At 72.2% G+C, this 19,524-nt stretch carries 18 protein-coding genes; 11 read left to right on the forward strand and 7 right to left on the reverse strand.

Annotated features, from left to right (window positions below; genetic code table 11):
- Positions 1-76: 76 nt before the first annotated feature.
- Both WBG79_RS17235 and WBG79_RS17240 read left to right on the forward strand, forming a co-directional pair.
- Complete coding sequence (locus WBG79_RS17235) at positions 77-376, forward strand: hypothetical protein (RefSeq protein ID WP_337358417.1); 300 nt, start codon at positions 77-79, stop codon at positions 374-376.
- A gap of 113 nt (positions 377-489) precedes the next feature.
- Entirely contained in the window at positions 490-684 is a 195-nt protein-coding gene (locus WBG79_RS17240) for a hypothetical protein (RefSeq protein WP_337358418.1), read from the forward strand.
- A gap of 345 nt (positions 685-1,029) precedes the next feature.
- On the opposite strand, the gene WBG79_RS17245 is transcribed toward WBG79_RS17240, so the two are convergent.
- Complete coding sequence (locus tag WBG79_RS17245; protein ID WP_337358419.1) at positions 1,030-1,167, reverse strand: hypothetical protein; 138 nt, start codon at positions 1,165-1,167, stop codon at positions 1,030-1,032.
- A 165-nt stretch (positions 1,168-1,332) separates the two neighbouring features.
- On the opposite strand from WBG79_RS17245, the gene WBG79_RS17250 reads away from it, so the two are divergent.
- On the forward strand, positions 1,333-1,479 hold the full coding sequence (locus tag WBG79_RS17250; protein ID WP_337358420.1) for a hypothetical protein: 147 nt from the start codon (positions 1,333-1,335) through the stop codon (positions 1,477-1,479).
- 411 nt (positions 1,480-1,890) lie between these two features.
- Positions 1,891-2,292 (forward strand): hypothetical protein, encoded by a 402-nt coding sequence (locus tag WBG79_RS17255; RefSeq protein ID WP_337358421.1) that lies wholly within the window; start codon positions 1,891-1,893, stop codon positions 2,290-2,292.
- An 84-nt stretch (positions 2,293-2,376) separates the two neighbouring features.
- Here the strand turns inward: WBG79_RS17255 and WBG79_RS17260 are convergent, their stop codons facing one another.
- A complete protein-coding gene (locus WBG79_RS17260) occupies positions 2,377-3,555 on the reverse strand; it encodes an acetate/propionate family kinase (protein ID WP_337358422.1) in 1,179 nt (392 codons plus the stop codon).
- Between the two features lie 6 nt (positions 3,556-3,561).
- A complete protein-coding gene (locus tag WBG79_RS17265) occupies positions 3,562-4,500 on the reverse strand; it encodes a phosphate acetyltransferase (RefSeq protein ID WP_337358423.1) in 939 nt (312 codons plus the stop codon).
- A gap of 309 nt (positions 4,501-4,809) precedes the next feature.
- On the opposite strand from WBG79_RS17265, the gene WBG79_RS17270 reads away from it, so the two are divergent.
- Both WBG79_RS17270 and WBG79_RS17275 read left to right on the forward strand, forming a co-directional pair.
- On the forward strand, positions 4,810-4,986 hold the full coding sequence (locus WBG79_RS17270) for a hypothetical protein (RefSeq protein WP_337358424.1): 177 nt from the start codon (positions 4,810-4,812) through the stop codon (positions 4,984-4,986).
- A 156-nt stretch (positions 4,987-5,142) separates the two neighbouring features.
- Complete coding sequence (locus WBG79_RS17275; protein WP_337358425.1) at positions 5,143-5,343, forward strand: hypothetical protein; 201 nt, start codon at positions 5,143-5,145, stop codon at positions 5,341-5,343.
- 22 nt (positions 5,344-5,365) lie between these two features.
- On the opposite strand, the gene WBG79_RS17280 is transcribed toward WBG79_RS17275, so the two are convergent.
- Together WBG79_RS17280 and WBG79_RS17285 are read right to left on the reverse strand one after the other, a co-directional pair.
- The gene (locus WBG79_RS17280) at positions 5,366-6,466 is read right to left on the reverse strand and encodes a YihY/virulence factor BrkB family protein (protein ID WP_337358426.1); all 1,101 of its coding nucleotides are present in this window, start codon (positions 6,464-6,466) and stop codon (positions 5,366-5,368) included.
- 204 nt (positions 6,467-6,670) lie between these two features.
- Entirely contained in the window at positions 6,671-8,776 is a 2,106-nt protein-coding gene (locus WBG79_RS17285) for a sensor histidine kinase (RefSeq protein ID WP_337358427.1), read from the reverse strand.
- A 329-nt stretch (positions 8,777-9,105) separates the two neighbouring features.
- Here WBG79_RS17285 and WBG79_RS17290 point away from each other — a divergent pair, with 329 nt between their 5' ends.
- Entirely contained in the window at positions 9,106-9,924 is an 819-nt protein-coding gene (locus tag WBG79_RS17290) for a hypothetical protein (protein WP_337358428.1), read from the forward strand.
- Between the two features lie 6 nt (positions 9,925-9,930).
- Here WBG79_RS17290 and WBG79_RS17295 read toward each other — a convergent pair whose 3' ends face one another.
- Complete coding sequence (locus WBG79_RS17295; RefSeq protein ID WP_337358429.1) at positions 9,931-11,799, reverse strand: adenine deaminase; 1,869 nt, start codon at positions 11,797-11,799, stop codon at positions 9,931-9,933.
- 71 nt (positions 11,800-11,870) lie between these two features.
- Here WBG79_RS17295 and WBG79_RS17300 point away from each other — a divergent pair, with 71 nt between their 5' ends.
- Positions 11,871-12,797, forward strand: a complete 927-nt coding sequence (locus WBG79_RS17300) for a nucleoside hydrolase (RefSeq protein WP_337358430.1) — start codon at positions 11,871-11,873, stop codon at positions 12,795-12,797.
- A 91-nt stretch (positions 12,798-12,888) separates the two neighbouring features.
- Complete coding sequence (locus tag WBG79_RS17305) at positions 12,889-13,590, forward strand: phosphoribosyltransferase (RefSeq protein ID WP_337358431.1); 702 nt, start codon at positions 12,889-12,891, stop codon at positions 13,588-13,590.
- An 18-nt stretch (positions 13,591-13,608) separates the two neighbouring features.
- Here WBG79_RS17305 and WBG79_RS17310 read toward each other — a convergent pair whose 3' ends face one another.
- Positions 13,609-15,897 carry a heavy metal translocating P-type ATPase gene (locus tag WBG79_RS17310; RefSeq protein WP_337358432.1) on the reverse strand — a complete coding sequence of 763 codons (2,289 nt, stop codon included), beginning with the start codon at positions 15,895-15,897 and terminating at the stop codon, positions 13,609-13,611.
- Between the two features lie 377 nt (positions 15,898-16,274).
- On the opposite strand from WBG79_RS17310, the gene WBG79_RS17315 reads away from it, so the two are divergent.
- A complete protein-coding gene (locus tag WBG79_RS17315) occupies positions 16,275-17,312 on the forward strand; it encodes an aspartate-semialdehyde dehydrogenase (protein WP_337358433.1) in 1,038 nt (345 codons plus the stop codon).
- Between the two features lie 181 nt (positions 17,313-17,493).
- Positions 17,494-19,374, forward strand: a complete 1,881-nt coding sequence (locus tag WBG79_RS17320; RefSeq protein WP_337358434.1) for an ABC transporter ATP-binding protein — start codon at positions 17,494-17,496, stop codon at positions 19,372-19,374.
- Positions 19,375-19,524: the final 150 nt, after the last annotated feature.

A 19,524-nucleotide genomic window follows, 5' to 3' on the forward strand; every position in this document is an offset into this window, starting at 1 on the left:
TCGCGGAGCCCGCGGCCGTTAACACTTCGTCAACCATACGGGCTCACCGTCCAGGGGCCCACAGAAGGCACTCACCATGGTCGCGCTCAGCCTCGCCACCCTCGTCGGCCTGATGCTCGGGATTCGCTTCAACGTGAAGATGCTGATCCTCGCGGCCGGCGCCCTGGTGGTCGGCCACGTGCTGTTCGGCTTGGTCATCGGCCGCCCGGGCAGCGCCGTGGCGTCCGGGTTGGCCGGGGCGCTCGCGCTGCAGGTCGGCTACTTCGCCGCGCTCCTGGTGCAGGCGCTCGGCCTCGCCCGGACGGTTCCCGAGCCGGCCGGCGCTCCGGCGCCCGCCGTCGACGCGGCCATTGCCCCCGCGACCCGGGTGTCCTGACCCCGATCCCTTCCTGTCGCATCGGAACGAGCCCGGGACTGCCGCGTTGTCAGGCGGTCCCGGGCTTCGCCGTTTCTGGCCGGCCCGGACGCCCCTCGGTTCCGGAGACGTCCATGGGCAAGCTCGCGTTCCTTTTCCTGCTCCTCGCCGCCGCCATCGCGTATGACGCGATCACGTATGACGGGGCATATTCCAAGTCCGCCTGGCGCGAGATCCGGGCCGCCGGCTCCGACCTGGAGACGCGCATCGGGCGCATCGGCGACGGCGCCGGCGACCAGCGCGCCGACCGGCGCGACGTCGGGCTCTGACGAGAGGGGAGCCGCGGAACCATCGCGGACCTCGCCGGTTGTCGGTGCAACTTCACGATGGTCGGGAGGCGACCGTGATCTCCGCCCAACCTGCAATCAGGTTCCCTGCCGTCGCCGGCGCGGGCAAAAGGCCCCGCGCCGCCGATTGGGCAGTCCGAGTAGTGGTCGTCGAGCCCGGAAGCCCCAGGGTGGTCCGCAGCATCGAACATTGAGGCTCCGACCGTGAAGAACCCCGGCGTCCCATCAGGATGCCGGGGTTCTTCACGTCGAGCGGCGAACGCGGCGCAAAAAGCCCGGCCGCCGAGGGCGACCGGGCGACACGACATGCAGACCGAGGCCGACGGATCAGCGGCCGGCGTCCCAGGCGAGGGCGTAGCCTTCCGCGGGGCTGGCCGAACTGCCGGCGGCGCTCAGGGCATTGAGGCCCACGAGAGCAGCGATGATGCAGGAGACACCCGCGTAGAGAAGCAGACGAGGCTTCATTTCATCGTCGTGTACTGGCGTATTCTTCATCACGGCCACCAAATCCAGCGTTTCTACTGATTGTGACTTCAACGCCGGTGCCGGACTCCGGTTCCTGACAATCGCGGATGCGGTGCGCAAAAACCCAGACGGGCCGAAACCGGCCCAGCGGAGAGGAGAAAAGCCATGCGAAACCGGATCGCCGCGATCGGACTCGCTCTCGCGGCAGCCCTCTACGCGGCGGCTTGGACCTTGACCGGCCCCGCACAGCGCCCCTCCGACGTGCCGGTCTCGCCGGCGCCGGCCGATGCCCGTCGAGCCGCCGTCGACTGAGCGGGCGGACGCCGGCCTAGAAGCGGACGGCAGGTCTTTCCGCAGGACCGTCGGCCTCGTTTAGGCTCGGGCCGACGCCCTGCGCATGGCTGGTCGGCATCGGCCGACTCGCCGCGGACTCCCGCATGCCTTGAAGCAGACAAGATCCGCGACCATATACCAGTGCGAAGAGACGGTCGTGCCGGTAACTGCGGTGTGATCGGAAAATCCAGCGCCAATGCAGCCCGGGCCGGCGCCGGATGAACGAATACTCGGGCCGAGCCTTTACCTGAATAGAACCCAGTCTTGACCTCGGCTGTATTGGACCTCTAGTTTAGGTCCGGGCCGACACGGGTCGGGCTGAGCCCTCTTGATCAGGGGCCCCGCGTCCGAGCGCGGCGGTCCTGCGAAACCCGGGATGACGAACCCTTGATGAAAACCACGATCGCGATGACGCTCGCCTGCGCCGCCAGCACCCTGGCCTTCGGTCCTGCGGCCGCCGGACAGGTCCGCGGCGCGCCCTTCGACGGCACCTGGAACGTCCGGCTCGTGACCGAGCAGGGCAGTTGCGACGCCAGCTACGACGCCACCATCGCGATCCGCGACGGCCAGGTGATCCCGATCTCGGCCGGCAACGACACGCCGACCTCGGTTTCGGGCGGTGTCGAGCGTGACGGCAGCGTGGCGCTCGATATCCGGCGGAGCATCGCCAAGGCGGATGCCTCCGGCCGGCTGAAGGCCGGCTCCGGCGCCGGCGTGTGGCGGCTCTCCATGCTCGGCTGCACGGGCAAGTGGACCGCCCGCAAGCAGACCGCCGAGGCCCGCGCCGACTGATCCCCGAACCCGGGGGGCCGAATTCGAGCCGACCGTAAGATTTCCAGAAGGGCGCGGGCCGCGAGGCCGGCGCCCTTCGTCGTTTCAGCCGGCGAGGCGCATCGTCTCGCGCGCGATGACGCATTCCTCGTCGGTCGCGATGACCCAGGCCGAAGGGCCGCCCGACCTCGTGAGACGCGGTCCGCCCGCCGCTTTGGCGTCAGGGTCGAGCCGGAACCCCGCCCAGCCGAGGCCCTCGATCACGGCCGCGCGGGTCGCGGCATCGTTCTCGCCGATGCCGGCGGTGAAGACGAGGCCGTCGAGGCCGCCGAGCGCCGCCGTCAGGCTGCCGACCTCGCGCAGGATCCGGTAAACGAAGAGGTCGATCGCGCGCCGCGCGCCATCGTGCGCGGGCGCCGCCTCGCGCAGGCGGCGCATGTCGTTTGAGAGGCCCGAGACGCCCAGAAGCCCGGATTCGTTGTAGAGCATCCGCTCCGCCTCGTCCGGCGTCATGCCGAAGGCGCGGATCAGGTGGAAGATCACCGCTGGGTCCAGGCTGCCGGAGCGCGTCCCCATGGGCAGGCCGTCGAGCGCCGAGAAGCCCATCGTGCTGGCGACGGAGCGGCCGGCGCGCAACGCGCAGAGGGACGCGCCGCTTCCCAGGTGGGCGACGACGACCCGGCCCTGAGCGATCTCCGGAGCGACCTCGGCCAGGCGTCCGGCCACGTAGGCATAGGAGAGCCCGTGGAAGCCGTAGCGGCGGACGCCGGCCTCCGTGATCCGTGCCGGCAGCGCGAAGGCGCGGGCGACCTCGGGCTGGCCATGATGGAAGGCGGTGTCGAAGGCGACGATCTGGGGGAGCTCCGGGGCGTGGGCGCGGATGTGCCGGATCGGCGCGAGGTTGTGCGGCTGGTGCAGGGGCGCCAGCGGGACGAGCGCCTCGAGGCGGGCCATCACGCGGTCGTCGACCCGAACCGCCTCCACGAAGTCGCTGCCGCCGTGGACCACCCGGTGGCCGACCGCCTGGAGGGAGCGGCCGGCGAGATGGCCGGCGATCCAATCGAGCAGGAAGAGCGTGGCGTGCTCGTGGTCGAGGCCGGCGCGGTCCCAGGCCCGCCCGGGCGCGGCGTCGCCGGCCTCGTCGCGCGCCGAGAAGCGCGGGGCGGTGCCAAGACCCTCGATCGTACCGCGCCAGAGACGGCGCAGGGTCCCGTCCGCGCCGGGCTCGAGAACCTGAAACTTGATCGACGACGAACCGGCGTTGAGGACGAGGCAGAGGCCCATGACGGGTCAGGCCGGGACCGCGAGGGTCCGGCGCCTTGCGGCCGCGACCAGGCAGGCGACCGCCGCGGAGGCGAGCCTGGTGATCACGCTGTCGGCCCGGCTGGTCAGCACGATCGGTACGCGGGCGCCGAGCACGATCCCGGCGGCGTCCGCGCCGGCCAGGAAGGAGAGGCTCTTGGCGAGCATGTTGCCGGCCTCCAGGTCCGGCACGACCAGGACGTTGGCGCGGCCCGCCACCGGGGAGACGATGTGCTTGACCGCGGCGGCGCCGAGGTCGACGGCGTTGTCGAGGGCGAGCGGGCCGTCGATGACCGCCCCGGTGATCTGGCCGCGGTGGGCCATCTTGCAGAGAGCGGCGGCCTCGACCGTCGAGGGGATCTTGGGGTTGACGGTCTCCATGGCGGAGAGGACGGCGACGCGGACTTCCGGGAAGCCGAGCGCCTGGGCGAGGTCGATGGCGTTCTGGACGATGTCGATCTTGGCCTCCAGGTCCGGAGCGATGTTGATCGCGGCGTCGGTGATGATGAGCGGGTCGGCGTGTCCGGGCACGTCCATGACGAAGCAATGGCTGACCCGGCGCGCGGTCCTCAAGCCCCCCTCGCGCGCCACGACGGCGGCCATCAGCTCGTCAGTGTGCAGGCTTCCCTTCATCAGGGCCTCGACCTCGCCGGTGTGGACGAGGGCGACGGCGGCATCGGCCGCGGCGTGGCTGTGGGGGGTGTCGACGAGGCGGTAGCCGGCGATGTCGACACCCGCCGCCGCGGCGGCGGCCTCGATCTTCGCGCGCGGACCGACCAGGACGGGGACGATCAGGCCCATCCTGGCGGCTTCGTCGGCGCCCGCGATCGACAGGGCGTCGCAGGGGTGGACGACCGCGATCCGGATGGCGCCGGCCTCGACGGCGGCGTCGATCAGGCGATGGTAGCGGGCATGGGGCTTGTCCAAGCGGGTCCTCCTCGGCCGGAACGGCCCGCCCTTTCTGCCCGCCGGGCCGTCCGGTGGGAAGTCCGTGACTTTCCGTCCCCGTCCCGGAGCCGGCGCGCCGGCCCTGGTTCCGACCCTGAAGCGCTCCGCGAGAGGAGGCCAGAATGGCCGAGGAACACCTCGAGACCAAGACCCCTGCACCACGAGTCCGCGCGAGACTCCGGGCGTCGACACGGGACAGGCAGGCCGCGCCGAACGGTGAGGACTGTGCGCCGGCGTACGGAACCGAAGCGGGGCCGTAAGGGTTAACGGATCGTGAAGGAGTGCCCGATGGACCCGACCTCGACCCGATTCTGCGGCCTGCTCGCCCTGATGTTCTCGCTCATGCTGGTGAGCCTCGTGGTGAAGTACCTGCCCGATGTCGGCGGCTCCGGCCTGTCCGCACCGGCCCATGCGGGTCAGGCGGCGACCCGGCTCGCGGCGCCGGCCGTGGCCGGCCGGTTCTGAACGAATCCAACCGATCACGCGAAATTCAAGCGCGCGCCCCGCCCCGCTTCGTCATCCTTTCGCAAAGGACGGCGAACCGGGTCGGGGCGCCTTGCGTATGGGGGGAAGGCCCGCGGCGACGGGGACGACGGACCGCCGCGGACGGAGGGACAGCGCATGATCGAACTGATCGTCACGGCCTGCCTCGCGGCCAACCCGGCGGAATGCCGCGACATCCGGCTCGGATCGGTCGAGGGCATCGTCGACCAGATCCAGTGCCGCAAGATGGGGCAGATCGAGTCCGCCCGATGGATCGGCGAGCACCCCGGCTACGTCATCAAGATGTGGCGCTGCGGGCCGCCGAAACAGGACGTCTGAGCGGCCCGACAGGCCGCCCGCCTCAGTCCTGTGCCGGTCCGACGGTGTCGGCCATGGTCGCGCCGCGAGCGCCGAGCGGCCTGGGCGGGCCGTCGGTGGTGTCGCGGGCGGTCTGGTGCTCCGTCTCGGCGTTGATCTCCGCCCCGATCAGGACGGCGGTCGTTGAGAGCCACATCCAGGTCATGAAGCCGATGACGGCACCGAGCGAGCCGTAGGTTTCGTTGTAGCTGCCGAAGTTGGCCGCGTACCAGGAGAAGAGCGCGGAGCCGGCGAGCCAGAGGATGGCGGCGATGGCGCTGCCCCAGGTGACCCAGCGCCAGCGCGCTCGGTCCCGGCTCGGGCCGTAGCGGTAGAGGCAGGCGAGCGCGAAGACGACCCCGGCGAAGAGAAGCGGCCAGCGGCCGATGCTGAGCAGGAGTTCGCCGACCCGCCCCAGGCCGACATAGTCGAGCACGATCGGCAGCACCACGATCGCCGCGATGGCGAACATCATGAAGAGCATCGCCAGGAAGGTGAAGAGCAGCGACTGGAGCGTGAGCGCCACGAAGCTGCGCTTCTCCTCTTCGTCGTAGGCGACGTTGAGGGCGTCGAAGACCGCCTTCATGCCGGCATTGGCGCTCCACAGCGAGACCGCGAGCCCGCCCAGGAACGCATAGCCGAGCGTGCCGTTGCCGCTCGACGCGATCCGCTGGACCTGGTCGCGGATCACCGTCAGGGCGCCCTCGGGAAGGATTCCGGCGAGAAGGGCGAGATGGCCCTGGATGGTACCCGGATCGGCGAAAAGCCCGTAGATGGACACGAAGGCGGCGATGGCCGGAAAGAGGGCGAGCAGCGCGTAGAAGGTGACGCCGGCCGCGACCGACAGGATCCGGTCCTCGCCGACCTGCTGGACCACGCGCTTGGCGATATCCCACCAGCCCCGTGCCGGGACCTCGGAGGGGGTCGTGGCGTCGCGGCCGCGGCCGGGCTCGCCCCGGGCCTCCTCGTCGCGGTCGCGGCCGTCCCGCCGGGATCGGACGGCCCCGCGGGCGGTGGCGGCCACCGCGGTCGCGGCCGCGATCGTGGCCACGGTTCTCAGGGCCGAGCCGTCGGGCGCGGAATCGGGGCGGTTTCGCATGGTCATCGAGGGTCTCGCCGGGCTCTGGAAACCGGCGACGGGCCGGCCCGGGTCAACCGGCTTCAGCGCCGCCCTGTTCCCGCCGTCGGCGCGCTCGAAATTTTTTCGGATCTGGTGGAACCGGGGCGGGCCGCCGCGCGTTCATGCCCCGTCGAAGTAACTCTGCCCCACCTTGGACTGCGGCCGCGGATCATCCCGGCCGCAGTTTTTTCATTGCGCGGCGGGCGGCGCGGCTGCTGCGGCCTCCGGCTCGCGTCCCGGCCAATTGGCCGAGGAAACCGGCTGGAAGGGGGCCTCCGCCTCGCGCTGGGGGAGGTCGATGCGCAGGTGGAACTCCAGGCCCTCCGGGTGCCAGATGGAAGTCGCCGAGCCGAGCGCCTTGCCGAGTTGGCGGACGAGGCGCGAGCCGAAGCCGCTCACGACAGGCTCCCCCGCCGGCGGGCCTCCCGTCTCGCGCCAGACGAGGTCGACCGCGCCGCCGGGGCGGTTGGAGGCCGTCCACACCACGGAGAGCCGACCCTCGGGCGCCGAGAGCGCGCCGTACTTGATGGCGTTCGTGGTCAGTTCGTGGATGACGAGGCCGACCGGAACCGCGGTTTCCGGGGGCAGGGTGAGGTCGGGCCCCTCGACGCGGATGCGCTCGGGGTTGGGCACATGGGCGAGTTCGGTCTCGACCTGGTCTTTCAGGGAGGCGCCGCGCCAATTGCCCTTCGTCAGCATGTCGTGGGTCCGCGCCAGCGCGCCGAGGCGCTCGGAGAAGCGGCGGACGAACTCCTGCGGGTCCGGTGTCGCCCGGTAGGTCTGGGAGGCGATCGACTGGGCGGTCGCGAGCGTGTTCTTGACGCGGTGGTCCAGCTCACGGAGGAGAAGGCGCTGCTGCTCGATGGCGCGGTACCGCTCGGTGACGTCGACGGCGGTGGTGAGGCGGAGCTTGCGGCCGTCGGCGAGGGGTTCGAGCGGGACGATCGCGAATTCCCAGACGCGCCGGCGGCCGTCCCCAGTGATGATCGTGCGCTCCAGACCGCTCAGGTGCGCCTCCGTCTCGAAGGGGCGCAGGACCGGGTCCCGGCCGTCCTGGGGGCTGTCCGGGAGAGCGGCGCGCCAGAAGTCCTCGCTGCGGGCGAGTTCGGCGCGGGGATAGCCGGAGAGCTCGGTCCAGGCATCCGAGAGTTCCAGGATCTCGCCGTCCTCGGCGTGCAGCATGAAGGGGTGCGGGGCGGCGCGGATCGTGCGGCGCAGCCGTTCCTCGCTCTGCCGGGCGGCGGCCTCGCGCTCCTCCAGGCCGCTCCCCATGCGGTCGAGCGCCTCGCCGATGAGACGGAACTCGCGGCCGTCGGGAGGCGGGAGGTCGGGACGGCGCCCCTCGCCCCAGCCGGCGGCGATCTCGATCAGCCGCCCGACCGGACTGCGGACGAAGGCCCGGCCGGCCCACCACGCGCCCGCGACGGCGAGGACGGCGGCCCCGAGGATGATCATCAGCCCGCTGCGCCGGGCAAGGTCGATGGGGCCGAAGGCCTGGGCCTCGGCGACGCCCGAGCTGATGTAGAGACCCGCGGGGTACAGAGAGGCCGGCTTGTAGGCGATGATCCGCGCCGTGCCGTCCTGGCTCAGGGCCCGGTCCACGCCGACCGCGGCGCCGCGGACCCATTTCTGGAACTCGTCTGGGATGCGCGTTCCCACGAAGCGCTCGTGAAGGGGGTTGCGGGCGAGGATCACGCCGTCGCGGTCGGCGAGCGTCAGGTTGCCCCCGGCCGGGACCGCCCAGCCGGCCACGATGCGGCCGAGACGGTCGGTGTCGACCACCGCCACCGCCACGCCGATGATGGCCCCCTCCTCGCTGCGGACCGGGAGCGCGAAGGGGAGAGCCTGGATCGAGGTGTCGCCCTTGCCGCGCGTGTAGGTGCCAACGGCGAAGCGTCCCTCGCGGACAGCTTCCATAAAGTAAGGACGGTCGGCGAAGCTCGGCATGGCCGCCGTGTCGACGCCGGGGCGGCAGCGCATGCGGCCGTCGAGGCCGAGGATGCGGATGCTGCGGAAGTTCTGGGCGTCCCGCGTCAGGGTTTCGAGATAGGCGCCGCAGGCCTCCTCGTCGAGGCGGCGGACCGAGGGGGCGGAGGCCACCGCGGTCAGGAGCATGCGCGTGCCTTCGACGAACTGGGCCATCTCGGAGGTGGCCTGCTGGGTCTGTCGCAGGACGGCGTCGAAGACTTCGGCCTCGCGGGCGCGGCGCAGCTCGAGCTCGAGGTAGAGGATCACGCCAATGGTCGGCAGGATGGCGAGGAGGCCGAAGAGAAACAGCCGTGCCGTCAGGCTCATGCCGCGAAACCGTCCGTGCCTCGATGCAGGGTCTGCGGCTTGTCCCGTCGCCCCGGGCCTCGGGACGTCTTGGCGCGGCGGCATGCTTCCGTCCCGGTCTGGTTTTCTGGACGATAACGCTCGGGGCCCGTGATGACCACAGCCTTGTGGCGGATCCGTGCGCTGGGGCGACTTGACGTTGCGGAACTAAAACTAGGGTGCTGCTTCGAGAATTCCAGTGCCGCGATGCAGAACGATGGCTGACCGCGGCATTCAATCCCGGTTCAGTCCGGCCGGCGCAGCGTGGTCCCGAGGTCCCGGCCGAGACGGGAACCAACGGGAGACGAGCCATGTGGATCAGAGGTGCCCTGGTTGCTGTCGGTTGCGTCGTGGGCGGCTTCGGGCTGTACCGGAGCCTGACGGTCGCGGTCGCGGCCTTCGAGCGGATTGGTCCGTCCTCGGCCTACCGGGCAGCCGACGAGGTCGTGGCGCGCCTAGGCCGGGGCGACCGGGCGGGGGTTCACGCGGACGGGTCCGAGCCCTTCCGCAGGGCGGTCGGCCTCGCCGACTTCGAGCGCTACGCGACCGTCTACGAGCTCGACCAGGTGACGGCGGCCCGATACGACGGCTGGAAGGTCTCGACCGACATCGCGCAGGGCACCACGACGCGGGTGTCGGGCCGGCTGGAACGGCGGGACGGGACGCGGCAGCCGGTCGAGTTCACGTTCGTGGGCGACGGGCCACGCTGGCGGCTGCACCACCTGCGGCTCTGGACCGATGTCGGCGAGACCAAGCCTCTCGCCGAGGCCGAGGTCGCGCCGGTGGTCCGGCGGCTCAACGCCCTCCACGCGGAGGCGATCGCGTCGGGGCGCTACCGGCCGGTCTACGAGGCCGGCGCGCGGCTCCTCAAGCTGAAGGCCCAGCCGGAGGACCTGGAGCGTGCGCTCGGGCCCCTGACGCGGTCGCGCCTGGACTTCCGGCCGGCCGACGACACGCTCAGCTTCCGCCAACCGCCGGCGCTCGACAGCGAGGGCGTCCTGGTCGCGGAAGGCAGCTACGCCACCCGCTCCGGCCGGGTCGCGTTCCGCTACCGGCTGCTCAACGAGGACGGCGCCTACAAGCCGATCGGCTTCGACCTGAAGCAGGTCCAGCCGGCGCCCCAGAGCTGACTCGGTTCACCAGACGACCGGGTGGGTTTCTCCCGTCGCCACGTTGACGAAGCCCTCCGGGGCCCGTTCCGAGGGCGCCACCAGGACCCAGCGCCAGGGCGCACAGGTCAGGGTGGCGAACTGCAGGCGCTCGGGGAAGCCGGGGAACCAGCGGGGCGACCAGGTGGGCTCGTACATCCACTCGACCTCGGCGGCGGCGCGGTAGAGCGCCTGCATGTCGGCATCGAGGGCCTCGGCCGGGCGGCAGGTCATCAGGCCGCCGACCTCGTGGCGGACCTCGGCGGCGATCCGGCCGCGGGCGACCAGCACCCAGCCCCCCTGAATCTCGGCGATCCGGTTGGCGACCGCCGCCATCGCGGCGTCCGAGGAGCCGACCACCCAGATATTGTGCTTGTCGTGCCCGACCGTGCAGCCGACCGCGGTGTCGGGCGTGGCCGGGCCGCAGCCGCGCCAGAACATCCGGCCGACCCGGCCCTCGCCGGAGAAGCGGTCGACCACGGCGAACTTGGTGATGGCGCGCGCCGGATCCCGCTGGACCTCCCCACCCAGGACCGGGAGCTCTTCGACCAGGAACTCGTCGGACCAGTGGAAGGGCCGGAGGACGGCGGCCTTCATGGTGTCCCGCCCGGGCGCGGCGGGGATGGCGAAGTCCGCCGGGGCGAGCCGGCGGCCGAGGTTCACGCTGCGGGTCGCGCGGTCCGGCCAGGCGATCGCCGGCAGGGGGCCGGTGTAGCTGAGGCCTGCGGAGACGGGGCGGCCGTCCGCCCAGACCTCCGCGATGCCCACGCGGGCCACGTCGTCGAGGAGCACGACGTCGGCGTAGCGGCCGGGCGCGAGGCTGCCGACCCAGGGGGTGAGGCGCATGTGGCGGGCCGGGTTCAGGGTCACGCACTGGTAGGCGATCTCGGGGGCGAGGCCGCTCTCTATGGCGAGGCGGACGTTGTGGTCGGTGGCGCCGAGCCGCAGGGTGTCGGAGGCGCTGCGGTCGTCGGTCACGAAGGCGACCTGCGACCAGTCCGCGAGCCCGCGCGCCATCAGGCCCTGCAGGATCTCCGGCATGGAATGGGGCCGGATCTCCAGGAAGATGCCGTGTTGCAGCTTCGTCCAGGCCTCCTCGGCGGTCCAGGCCTCGTGGTCGGAGGCGAGGCCGGCGGCCGCGAAGGCGTTGATGGACGGCAGGTCGCGCAGGCCGGCGCCATGGCCCTCGACGACGCCGCGCTGCTCGAAGGTCGCCCGGATCATGCCCCAGAGGCGGGCGTGGGACGGGTTCCCGGGGTCGCTCAGAGCGGGCCAGTCCATCACCTCGTCGAGACCGGCGACCATGAGGGAGCGGGCCAGGAACGCCGCCTGCTCCGCATGGCCGAAGTGGCCGCCGCCGAACTCGTAGGCGGTCGGCGGGACGGCGGAGCCGGGCAGGGGGAAGATCTTGACCGGCGAGCCGGCGCGACGGGCGGCGAGCCAGAAGTCCAGGTTCCCTGGGCCGTCGACGTTGGAGTATTCGTGGCTCGCCTCGCAGGTCCAGGTGTTGCCGCGCGGGACGACCAGGGCGGCCTCGTGCTCCGGGGTCAGGTGCGAGCTCTCGATGTGCTTGTGGGCCTCGCCGAAGCCCGGCACCGCGGCGAGGGCGGAGCGGTCGATCCGCTCGCGCGCTTCGCCCGGAAAGGCGCCGGCCGGGCCGACCCAGGCGATGCGGCGGCCGCGGACGGCGATGTCCTGGTCGTCGAGCCAGGTGCGGGAATGAACCTCGAGGAGGCGCCCGACGCGCAGCAGCCGGTCGGCCGGCTGGCGGCCGAGGGCGACCTGGAGGAGATCCTGCCGGATGCGGATCTCGTCGGCGCCGTCGAGGAGGAGGTCGTCGGGCAGCGCGGCGGTCATGCGGCGCACCCCCTTGCGTTCCGGCCTGCGACACCGATCATGCGCCTCACCCTGTCCCCCCGAGGAGCCCCATGCCCCGCACCGTTGTGATCGACACCGACCCGGGCATCGACGACGCGATCGCGATCCTGACGGCGCTCGCCTCGGACGCCTTCGCGGTCGCCGGGATCCTGACCGTGGCCGGAAACATCGGGATCGACAAGACGACGCGCAATGCGGGGCGGCTCGTCACCCATGCGCGCCGCGCGGACCTCCCGGTGGTCGCGGGCGCGGCGGCGCCGCTGTCGCGGGCGGCCCGGCTGGCGACCGAGGTGCACGGCGAGGACGGGCTCGGCGGGGTCGCGCTGCCGGAGGCGTCGCGCCCGCCGCTCACCGCTTCCGCGGTGCCCTGGCTGGCCGACCTCCTGGACGGCGCTCCGGCCGGCTCGGTGGACGTCCTGGCGCTCGGGCCCCTGACCAACCTGGCGCAGCTCCTGCGCGCCCGGCCCCGGGCGGCGGCGCGGATCGGGCGCGTGATCGCCATGGGGGGCGCGGTCCACGAGCCCGGCAACGTCGGCCCGCGCGCGGAGTTCAACATGGCGGCGGACCCCGAAGCCGCCGACACGGTGTTCCGGTCCGGGCTGCGGGTGACCCTCGTGCCCCTCGACGTCACACGCCGGGTGCGCGCCGATCTCGCCTGGACGGAGGCCCTGGCGGGCGCCGGGACGGCCTCCGCGACGCTCGCCGCGGCCCTGATCCGCGCGTATTTCGACCGCACCCACGGGGCGGGGAGCCGTCCGCTGCATGATCCTTGCGTGATGCTGCTGGCCCTGGCGCCGGAGCTGTTCGAGACCCGCAACCTGCCGCTCGCGGTCGACCTCGGGTCGGGGCCGGATGCCGGCGCGCTCGCGGTCGATCCCGACGGCGGGGCGTCCGTCGAGGTGGCGCTGGGGGTCGATCCGGCCGGGGCGCTGCGGCTTCTCGCCGGCATCCTGGGCGCGCGGGCGACCGTGCCCTGACGCCAGCCGGAGGGGCGGGCGCGGCCGGAGCGCCGTTTGCACCGGGGCCGAACCCCGCTAGCGTCGGCCGGACCGTCATCGGGGCGCGCCCATGTCCGACCTGCTTCCGCACCAGTACTGGCAGACCCTGGAGCCGCGGGGCACGCCGACCGGCGTCCCGGAGGGCGGCCATCGCGACGGCTTTCCGGCACTCCTGCCGGACGGGCGGGTGTTGCGGCTGCCGATCCGGGTGCTTCCGGGCGACGGAACGCGGGCGGTCGCGTCGCTGATCGTCAACCAGGCGAGCTTCGCGGTCGAGGATGCGCTGGCGGATGGGATGGCGGAGCTGGCGCGCGGCTTCGACCCTGCCGTGATCGTCGGCGTGCCGACGCTCGGGCTGCCGCTCGCGGCCGGCGTCGCCCGGCGGCTCGGCCACGGCCGCATGGTGGCGCTGGGGACCAGCCGGAAGTTCTGGTACCGGGACGATCTCTCGGTGCCGCTCGCCTCGATCACCACGCCGGGCTCGGCCAAGCGCCTCTACCTGGACCCGCGCATGCTTCCGGTCCTCGAAGGGCGGCGGGTCGTGGTGGTGGACGACGTGGTGAGCTCCGGCAGTTCCATGGAGGCGGTGCTGACGCTGCTCGGGGCGGCCGGCCTCGCGCCGCTCGCGGTGGTCGCCGCCATGCTGCAGACCCGGCGCTGGGTCGACCGGCTCGCCGGCGTCTTCCCCGAACCGGCGGCCCGGATCCTCGGCGTCATGGCGACGCCGTTCCTGGTGCGCGGCCGGGACGGGGGCTGGCGGCCGGAGGCCTGAGGACCGCTGCGGCCACCGTCAGGTGGGGGCCGCGTGGTCGTAGATGTCGTCCTCCTGGGCGCTGTGGATGCGCACCAGGGATTCGATCGCCTCGATGGCGCGCTGGGCGTCGCGGAGCAGCCAGCGGTCGGCCGGGTCGGGCCCGATGCCGGCGACGAGCCGGTCGAGCAGGCGGGCGAGATGCATGATCTCCCGATGGGCGCGGCTCATGGCGGAGAGGCCGTGGCCGTCGGCCAGCAGCTTGCGCAGCATGGGATAGACCCGCGCCTCGTCGTCCTTCTCGTGGGCGACGACGTGCCGGGCGACGAGGTCGTTGGCCTCGCGGATCAGGTCGAGGGCGGGTGCCCCCTCCGTCTCGTCCAGCCGGTCGGCGATGGCGCGCAGCCGGTCGAGGACGGTGCCGAGCGCGGCGTGGCCACGGCTGAGGTCGTCGCGGGCGACCGTCGCGAGGCTCCGGCCGTTGCGGCCGCGGCCGGGGGTCAGGGCGCGCAGGGCGTTGAGGATGACGGCGAGGTCGATGCCCTCCTGGACGAGCGCGCCGGCGACGGGCGTGAGCCAGCCGAAGGCCGCGGCCAGCATGGCGACGATCGAGAGCGACATGCCGACGCCGATGCTCTCCAGGGCGATGCGGCGGGTGCGGCGGGCGATGGCGACGGCCTCGCCGACCCGGTCGAGCCGGTCGACCAGGATCACCACGTCGGCGGCCTCCGAGGAGGCCGAGGCGCCGCGCGCGCCCATGGCGATGCCGACGTCGGCGGCGGCGAGCGCCGGGGCGTCGTTGATGCCGTCGCCGACCATGATGGTGCCGGCCAGGCGCTGCTCGGTCTTGACCGCGTCGAGCTTGTCGGCGGGGACCCGGTCGGCGAGCACCTGGTCGATGTCGAGCGCCGCCCCGATGGTCTCGGCGGCTTCGGCGCGGTCGCCGGTGACCATGACGATGCGGGCCACGCCGGCGTCGCGCAGCGCCCGGATGGCATGGGGGGCTTCGGTCTTCAGCTCGTCGGCGAGCAGGATCGCGCCCGCCGGGCGGCCGTCGACCGCCACGTAGACCGACAGGGCCGAGCGCCAGGAGGCACGGCGGGCGGCGCGCCGCGCCCAGTCGGGAAGGTCGCCGGCCGGGAACACGAGATCGCGCGCGCCGGCGCGGACCAGGCGTCCGCCGACCGTGCCCTCCAGGCCCGAGCCCGCCCATTCCCGCACCGCTGCGGGCATCTCCAACCCGCCGCCGCGGGCGCGGGCGGCCTCGACCAGGGCGGTGGCGACCACGTGATGGGACGCCTGCTCGAGGGAGCCGGCGAGGCGCAGGAGCTCGACGGCATCCTGGCCGGGGGCGACCTCGACGGCGATCAGGCGGGCACCGCCGACCGTCAGCGTTCCGGTCTTGTCGAACATGACGGTCCGGATGCGGGCCAGGCGCTCGAGCGGCCCGCCGCCCTTGACCAGCACGCCGCGCGACGCCGCGCGGCTGACGCCGGAGATGAAGGCGACCGGGGCGGCCAGGATGAGCGGGCAGGGGGTGGCGGCGACCAGGACGGCGAGGGCCCGGACCTTGTCGCCGGAGAGCCACCACGCGAAGGCCGCGACCGCCATCGCGAAGGGCAGGAAGGCGAGGGCGTAGCGGTCGGCCATGCGCACGAACGGCGCCTTGGCGGTCTGCGCGGCGGTCACCATGCGGACGATGCCGGCATAGGTCGAGGCGCCCGCGGTGGCGCGGGCCACCATCTCGAAGGTCTCGCCGGCGTTGACGGTGCCGCTGCGGACCGGCTCTCCCGGGCCGCGCTGCACCGGGATCGGCTCGCCCGTCAGGGCCGCCTCGTCGAGGGTGGCCGAGCCCACCGCGACCGCGCCGTCGACCGGCACGACCTCGCCGGCCCGGACGACCAGCCGGTCGCCGACCGCCACGGCGTCGACGGGCACGTCGATGGCGTCCTCGCCCTGGCGGCGGTGCGCCGTGCGGGGGGCGCGGTCGACGAGGCCGGCCAGCTCGCGTTCGGCGCGCCCGACCGCGAAGTCCTCCAGGAGGTTGCCGCCGGCGTACATGAGCGCCACCACGGCGCCGGCGAGCGTCTCGCCGAGAGCGAGGGCGGCCGACATGGAGAGGAGCGCGACGGCGTCGACGCCGACGCGGCCGGCCAGGAAATCCTTGATGATGCCGGTCGCGAGCGCCACCACCACGGGAACCGTGCCGGCCCCCCAGATCCAGAGGGCGATGTCGTGGCGGCCGGCGGCCCAGACGAGCAGGCCGGCGGACAGGCCCGCCAGGGCGATGGCCACGAGGGCGCGCTTCAAAAGCCGTTCGGAAATCATGCGGCCGGTTCTAGCAGGTCCCTTGCCGTCGCGGATCCGTGGTTTCAGGGAGGCCGGAGCCGTGGTTCGACGAAGGACCGAGCCGTCCGCGGCCAGCGCGGGGCTCCTGCGGCTTGACATCGCGGCCGCCTTCAGGCTTCTGACCCGGTGCGGCCCGGCGCGAGCCGGTCCGCGAGAGGATCCGCCTGTCATGTCGCCCGTCGTCGCCTCGACGAAAACGAAAGAGACCATGACCGCCACGGCGAAAGCCGTCGGCTGACCGCGGCCTTTTTCCCCCGATGCCCTCTCCCGGCGGGGTGAGAGGGCAAGTCCCGGGCCCGAGCGGCACCGGGGCGGCGCGAGCGGGGGAGGACCGGACAAGCTTTGGGGTTCGCATCATGGGTTACAAGGTCGCTGTCGTCGGCGCCACGGGCAACGTGGGCCGTGAAATGCTCGATATCCTCGCCGAACGCGGCTTCCCGGCCGACGAAGTCGTGGCGCTCGCCTCGCCGCGCTCGCTCGGCACCGAGGTCTCGTACGGCGACAAGACGCTGAAGACCAAGGTGCTGGACCACTACGACTTCTCCGACACGGACATCTGCCTGATGTCGGCGGGCGGGTCGGTCTCCAAGGAGTGGTCGCCCCGGATCGGCGCGCAGGGCTGCGTGGTGATCGACAACTCCTCGGCCTGGCGCTACGACGCCGAGGTGCCGCTGATCGTGCCGGAGGTGAACGCCGACGCCATCACGGGCTTCACCAAGAAGAACATCATCGCCAACCCGAACTGCTCGACCGCCCAGCTCGTCGTCGCGCTGAAGCCGCTGCACGATGCCGCGACGATCAAGCGCGTGGTGGTGGCGACCTACCAGTCGGTCTCGGGCGCCGGCAAGGACGCCATGGACGAGCTCTTCCAGCAGACCCGGGCGGTGTTCGTCACCGATCCGATCGAGCCGAAGAAGTTCCCGAAGCGGATCGCGTTCAACCTCATTCCTCACATCGACGTCTTCATGGAGGACGGCTACACGAAGGAGGAATGGAAGATGATGGCCGAGACCAAGAAGATCCTCGACCCGAAGATCAAGCTCACGGCCACCTGCGTGCGCGTGCCGGTGTTCATCGCCCATTCGGAGGCGGTCAACGTCGAGTTCGAGCGGCCGATCTCGGCCGAGGAGGCGACCGACATCCTGCGCGAGGCGCCCGGCTGCCTCGTCGTCGACAAGCGCGAGCCCGGCGGCTACATCACGCCCTACGAGGCGGCCGGCGAGGACGCCACCTACATCAGCCGCATCCGCGAGGACGCGACCGTCGAGAACGGCCTCGCCCTATGGATCGTCTCCGACAACCTGCGCAAGGGCGCGGCCCTCAATGCGGTTCAGATCGCCGAGGTGCTGGTCAACCGCAAGCTGATCCAGCCGAAGGCGCGCAAGGCGGCCTGACGCGGTATCCTGCCTGGTGACGTGACGGACGGGGCCCGCGAGGCCCCGTCTTCGTTCGCGGGAGGACCGGGGACCGCATGACGCCGATCAGCTTTGCGCGAGCGGGCGTGGCCGGGGTTGCAATCCCGCCATAGGTTCGTGCTTTCGTGCCCGTGACCCTCGCCGTTTCCGGATCCCGCCTATGTTCAGCCGCTTCGAAACCCTGGTCAGGCCGACCGCGCAGGGCGCGCCCTCGGCGCCGCCGCGGGGGCTCCTCCCCTTCTACTGGTTCTTCGTCTCGCAGATGCGCGGGCTCTTCGCGGCGCTGCTGGTGATCGGCTTCCTGCAGGCGGCGGTGGACGCGGCGATCCCGGTCATCATCGGGCGCACCGTCAACATGGTCTCGACGGTGCCGCGCGACCAGCTCTTCGCCACCATGGCGCCGACCCTGCTCGGCATGGCGGCGGTGATTCTGATCGTGCGGCCGGCGGTCCTGCTGGCGCAGGGGCTGGTGCAGCACCAGGCCATCTTCCCGGGCCTCACCAACCTGATCCGCTGGCAGAGCCACTGGCACGTGGTGCGGCAGAACCTCTCCTTCTTCCAGAACGACTTCGCGGGCCGGATCGGCAGCCGGGTGATGGAGACCGGCTATGCGCTCCGGGCGAGCGCGGTCTCGCTGATCTCGGTCGTCTGGTACCTCGCCGCCCTCGGCATCGCGGCCGGCGCCATCATGGGGGCCGCGGACCCCTGGCTCCTGATCCCGATCGGGATCTGGATCCTCGCCTACATCGGCATGCTCGCCTATGTGGTGCCGCGCGTGCGGGAGGCCTCCAAGGCCATCGCGTATGCGCGCTCGGGGCTCGTCGGCCGCATCGTAGACAGCTACACCAACATCCAGACCGTCAAGCTCTTCGCCCGCTCCGCCCACGAGGACGCCTATGTGCGGGAGGCGGTCGACTGGCACACCGGGCGCATGCTGGCGCAGATGCGCTGGTTCACCCTGCTGTCGCTCAACCTGGCGCTTCTCTCCGGATTCCTGATCGTGGCGACCGGGGCGGTCTCGCTCGTCCTCTGGTCGGAGGGCGCGATCGGGCTCCAGACGGTCGCCACCGTGCTGCCGCTGACCCTGCAGATCTCCAGCGTCTCGAGCCGGGTCGCCTACGAGACCACGCAGATCTTCGAGCAGTTCGGCACCGTCCACGAGGGCATGGAGACGATCGCGCAGCCGCACGGCCTGACGGACAAGCCGGGCGCCCGCCCGCTCACGGTCGACCGCGGCGAAATCCGCTTCGAGGACGTGGCGTTCCACTACGGCCGGGAGTCCGGCGTCATCGAAGGCCTGTCGCTGACGGTCCGGCCGGGCGAGAAGATCGGCCTCGTGGGCCGCTCGGGGGCCGGCAAGTCGACGCTCGTCAACCTGCTGCTGCGCTTCTACGACCTGGAATCCGGGCGGATCCTGATCGACGGCCAGGACATCGCGGGGGCGACTCAGGAGTCCCTGCGCGAGCAGATCTCGGTCGTCACGCAGGACACCTCGCTGCTGCACCGCTCCATCCTCGACAACATCCGGTACGGCCGCCCCGAGGCGAGCCTGGAGGAGGTGGTGGCGGCGGCGCGGCTCGCGCATGCGCACGAGTTCATCCTGGACCTGGAGGACTGGAAGGGCCGACGCGGCTACGACGCCCACGTGGGCGAGCGCGGCGTCAAGCTCTCGGGCGGGCAGCGGCAGCGGATCGCGATCGCGCGGGTGATCCTCAAGGACGCCCCCATCCTGATCCTCGACGAGGCGACGTCGGCGCTCGATTCCGAGGTGGAGGCGGCGATCCAGTCCAGCCTCGAGGACCTGATGGAGGGCAAGACCGTCATCGCCATCGCGCACCGGCTGTCGACGATCGCCCGCATGGACCGGCTCGTCGTGCTGGATTCCGGGCGCATCGTCGAGCAGGGTTCGCACGACGACCTGCTCGGGCTCCGGGGCCACTACGCGCGGCTGTGGAACCGGCAGTCGGGCGGCTTCCTCGGCGACGAGGAGGCGGACGGCCGGGCCGGCGAGGACGGGCGTGCCCCGGCAGCGGTCGCCTGACGGACGGTCAGGGTCTGGGCAATTGCCTAGGAAGAGTGCGCAGGTCACGCAGAGGCGGGGCGGCGCGGTCCGTCACCCAGGGCCGGCGAACCATCGTGGATACAACTGGTCCGGGGATCGAGATCCGCCGGCTGGTCGGCAACACGATCG

Origin of the sequence: Prosthecomicrobium sp. N25 (assembly GCF_037203705.1) — a bacterium.
GTDB lineage: Bacteria > Pseudomonadota > Alphaproteobacteria > Rhizobiales > Ancalomicrobiaceae > Prosthecodimorpha.

What these genes read in the sequence shown, in the direction of transcription:
- WBG79_RS17235 (WP_337358417.1), top strand. Translation starts at nt 77, where the DNA reads ATGGTCGCGCTCAGCCTCGCCACCCTCGTCGGCCTGATGCTCGGGATT.
- WBG79_RS17240 (WP_337358418.1), top strand. Translation starts at nt 490, where the DNA reads ATGGGCAAGCTCGCGTTCCTTTTCCTGCTCCTCGCCGCCGCCATCGCG.
- WBG79_RS17245 (WP_337358419.1), bottom strand. Translation starts at nt 1,167, where the DNA reads ATGAAGCCTCGTCTGCTTCTCTACGCGGGTGTCTCCTGCATCATCGCT.
- WBG79_RS17250 (WP_337358420.1), top strand. Translation starts at nt 1,333, where the DNA reads ATGCGAAACCGGATCGCCGCGATCGGACTCGCTCTCGCGGCAGCCCTC.
- WBG79_RS17255 (WP_337358421.1), top strand. Translation starts at nt 1,891, where the DNA reads ATGAAAACCACGATCGCGATGACGCTCGCCTGCGCCGCCAGCACCCTG.
- WBG79_RS17260 (WP_337358422.1), bottom strand. Translation starts at nt 3,555, where the DNA reads ATGGGCCTCTGCCTCGTCCTCAACGCCGGTTCGTCGTCGATCAAGTTT.
- WBG79_RS17270 (WP_337358424.1), top strand. Translation starts at nt 4,810, where the DNA reads ATGGACCCGACCTCGACCCGATTCTGCGGCCTGCTCGCCCTGATGTTC.
- WBG79_RS17275 (WP_337358425.1), top strand. Translation starts at nt 5,143, where the DNA reads ATGATCGAACTGATCGTCACGGCCTGCCTCGCGGCCAACCCGGCGGAA.
- WBG79_RS17280 (WP_337358426.1), bottom strand. Translation starts at nt 6,466, where the DNA reads ATGACCATGCGAAACCGCCCCGATTCCGCGCCCGACGGCTCGGCCCTG.
- WBG79_RS17285 (WP_337358427.1), bottom strand. Translation starts at nt 8,776, where the DNA reads ATGAGCCTGACGGCACGGCTGTTTCTCTTCGGCCTCCTCGCCATCCTG.
- WBG79_RS17290 (WP_337358428.1), top strand. Translation starts at nt 9,106, where the DNA reads ATGTGGATCAGAGGTGCCCTGGTTGCTGTCGGTTGCGTCGTGGGCGGC.
- WBG79_RS17295 (WP_337358429.1), bottom strand. Translation starts at nt 11,799, where the DNA reads ATGACCGCCGCGCTGCCCGACGACCTCCTCCTCGACGGCGCCGACGAG.
- WBG79_RS17300 (WP_337358430.1), top strand. Translation starts at nt 11,871, where the DNA reads ATGCCCCGCACCGTTGTGATCGACACCGACCCGGGCATCGACGACGCG.
- WBG79_RS17305 (WP_337358431.1), top strand. Translation starts at nt 12,889, where the DNA reads ATGTCCGACCTGCTTCCGCACCAGTACTGGCAGACCCTGGAGCCGCGG.
- WBG79_RS17310 (WP_337358432.1), bottom strand. Translation starts at nt 15,897, where the DNA reads ATGATTTCCGAACGGCTTTTGAAGCGCGCCCTCGTGGCCATCGCCCTG.
- WBG79_RS17315 (WP_337358433.1), top strand. Translation starts at nt 16,275, where the DNA reads ATGGGTTACAAGGTCGCTGTCGTCGGCGCCACGGGCAACGTGGGCCGT.
- WBG79_RS17320 (WP_337358434.1), top strand. Translation starts at nt 17,494, where the DNA reads ATGTTCAGCCGCTTCGAAACCCTGGTCAGGCCGACCGCGCAGGGCGCG.